Raw genomic sequence first — 3,207 nt, forward strand, 5'->3', positions numbered from 1 at the left:
GGGATTCGCCAGGGGCGCGTTCCCGGCTAACTTGCGGCCGGGCGTCTCTCGCTGACTTCCAATAAGTTACGCGACTCGGACGCCAAAGCCAAATCGCCTGGTCACAGGCCATTCAGTCATTCTGCAAGCGCTGACAGCCTGGCCCTCGAGGCGTAGCTGGAGCGCCATCGCCGTCTGGTCCCCGCCGACAGCGAGATCCCCTTCCGCCAGCGCGCCGGCGGAAGGCCCCAAGCCCTCCTAATCGTTGTCCGGACGCAGACTTACTGCTGCGGCGATATCCGCCGCGTTTCGATCCGAGACCGTCATCCTGCCCACTCAGCTGGCACCCCACTGCTCCCAGCACGCCCCCGCCCTAACGCCACGCAACCAAAGGCTCGACGTCCTGGGCCCACATGCAGATATCCCGCATATCGCCTCGACCCAGGACGACAATGGCCTTCGAGCTGCGGCCCAACCCCATCGCAGCGGGCCGCAAGTGCCAACTCCGCGGGTGCACAGCGCCGGCCCACCGACGGGCGACATTTCGAAAAGTGTTGTGCGACAGGTCTTCTAATGCGTTGTTCCGACATCGTTCCGGACGGAGATCAGGGGGTGCTCATCGTTCTCCAGACTCGGAGACACCTCTCCCCTCGCTCATCCCGTCTGTCCACACCGGTTTGCTGAACAGGACGATCCAGCTGGGGTTCTGCCCGTGCCGTGTTTACCACCACGGATGGTGACACGGCGGGCAGGGCATGGCGCAGCGGAAGTCGACCATGGCAGACCGGGGCCAGATCGCGGACGAGCTCAACGACCGGACTCGGGCCGCGCCGGGGTTCCGCGGGCCACGGGCAGGTCTCACGCAACTGTTAGTTGATGGAGTGGATTCAACAAGCTGATACCGCCCACCGCCTCCCCCACCTCAGACAGTTGCGTGCCGAGGACATCGAGGACCCGCCTCCGCACAGCGGCGGCTAGCGAATCCAGTCCTCCCGGCGGTGTTCTCGAATATGACGGCGACGCGGCAGGATGCGTCGGATCCGGCGAGGAAGGGGTGTTCGGGACCAAATTCTGGGCGCGGGGCACTCCTGGAGACCCTCCCGCAGAACGAGGATTCCGACGCGATGATCGCGCAGAAGAACGTGGACTGGGTGTGGCTACACGAGGACGGGACATTTCGAGGTCGGTCAAGGTTCCCACTGCAGCAAGGGCTGGCAGACAGACCGCGCTCCCTGAGCACCGCGATGGACACGACCGCCCCGGGGCTCGAGGCGATGATGCGCGCGGACATCGCCGTGACGCCTGGCGACCCGGTGCCGTACTAGCATCCCGCGGATGGCCACGTCGCCCTTCCGCACCGAGGTGCGGGCTCTGCGGACTGGCGAGGTGCCGGCCGGACACCGCTGGCCCAGGATCCTGGCAAACATGGACGAGTCCGCTTACGTGTCTGCCCCTCCATCCCCTGGCGCGGGCGAGCAGGGGCGTCAACACCCAGCTGCTGCCCCAGTACTGTGAAATCGACCAGCCCATCGCGGATCGCCAGGATGGGCAGGGTTGGGGCGCCAAGGTCATCGCGCGGCTCGCGGCGGAACAGCGTGCGGCCTTGCCCCAGATTCGCGGGTTCTCGCGGTGCAACCTGAACTGTCTGCGCAGGCTCCCCGCATGTCCACGGCAGGCAGTTCTCCAACAGGCTGCTGGACAATTCCTGTAGGACCATGTGATCGACGAGCAGGTCGACCGGGAGTGGTACGCCGCCGGTTCGTCGCCGCCCCATCTAGCTTTGGGGCGCGCCTGCCCGCCGCGGCCTCCGATCTGGCTCAGCAGTTGGTCCGCGGCCCGTACTTAGTCGATTTCCTGGACCTCACCCGGAAGTTCGCCGAGCTCCACCTCGAGGCCGCTTTGATGACGCGCATGAAGCTGTTCCTCCTCAAGCGTGGCCATAAGTTCGCGCTCGCCGGTAGGCCACCGCCAGGGGCGCTATCGCCAACTACGCCTACGCCGCTATGCCCGTCCTGACCCGAGATGTTGTTTCCACCGGCCCACCTCCCATCCGCCATTGACGCGGCATGGTCTGTAATCGACGACAGAACAGAGGGATTGAGGTTCCCGCGTCCGAGCCATGACTGCTCGCGATCCAAATCGGGCACGTGCCTCGCCCCTGCTTGGATTCCTGCCGATCGTCCATGGAATCCCCGCCGCATCTGCAGGGCCTCCGGGTGTTGCGCTGACTAGGCGGCATCGCCGGGTGGCCGAGAGTGACGCTGGCAAGCGCCGCCCCTAAACCCCAACCACACCTGACTTCCGATCGAGAGGAACTCGCGATAGGCGCGGCGAGGCCCTCGAGCGGGGGGCTGCCTGGACGGCTGGCCGGACTGGTTCGCTTGCCAGATCGGTGAGCAACAGAGGGTCTCGAGTGTGCGCAAGATGATCGTGGCGAGAGCTTTCGCCTCTGTTGCAATGGCATTGATCTGCACAAGTGTTGCAGATGCCGAGGCCGTAGCCCCTCTTGTAGCGCAGCAAAAAAGTTCCGTTGACGTCGACGCAGGTTCCCGCCTCTGGGCTTCCTACTGCTCCAGTTTTCAGCACACTGGGCACGAATGACCGTCCAGGAAGCGGATACCGTGGTGGCAGCGTGGTTCAGCCCATTACTGGGTGTGTCGGTAGTGCCGGCGCAGGAGCTTTGGTGGGAATGGGTATGGGTGCGATGGGGACATCGCCGAGCACCGCGGCTGGCGGCGGTCTCATCGGTGGCGTGGCTGAGAGAAGGGATCTCATGAGTAGCAGGCCAGAACGGATCGGTGGACTATTCGCAACCAAGGAGTCCGCTGTGGCCGGGGCGGTAGGTCTTCGTCCTGGGTTTGATCCTGGCGCTTCAGTGGACAGGTTCCGCGGCTGCATTGGGGATAATCGTGGGGTTGTCCGCGGGCATGATCGTCGGGGCGACAATTCGGCGAGTGCGAGGGGCCCGGATCTACCAAGAATTAGGGGCTGAAGGCTAGCCTCAATCTTTAGTGAGGTGCCGCGGCCAGCCTGATTAACTTCGGATAGAGATTTCCAGGCCGAGGGTCTGTCCGCGGAGCCCGGACATCGCCCGCTGAAAGCAGCTGGGTGCGGGTTCCACTGCCCCACACCATGATTCGCCCCTTGCCTCTGTCCCCGCCAGTCATGACGGGCGTGAAAGCCTATCAGCCTCGCCAGCCCCGTGCCCGGCCAGCTCCGACCACCGCG

At 64.8% G+C, this 3,207-nt stretch carries 1 protein-coding gene; it reads left to right on the forward strand.

The genetic code is table 11. The features are described 5' to 3' along the window. Positions 1 to 1,103: 1,103 nt before the first annotated feature. On the forward strand, positions 1,104 to 1,304 hold the full coding sequence (locus TBIF_RS26290) for a hypothetical protein (RefSeq protein WP_024795576.1): 201 nt from the start codon (positions 1,104 to 1,106) through the stop codon (positions 1,302 to 1,304). The last annotated feature ends 1,903 nt before the right edge of the window (positions 1,305 to 3,207 follow it).

The sequence above is a fragment of the Tomitella biformata AHU 1821 genome (genome assembly GCF_000524475.1).
Taxonomy (GTDB): domain Bacteria; phylum Actinomycetota; class Actinomycetes; order Mycobacteriales; family Mycobacteriaceae; genus Tomitella; species Tomitella biformata.

Bases quoted from the DNA above. Each gene is read 5' to 3' on its own strand.
- TBIF_RS26290 (WP_024795576.1), top strand. From the start codon at position 1,104: ATGATCGCGCAGAAGAACGTGGACTGGGTGTGGCTACACGAGGACGGG.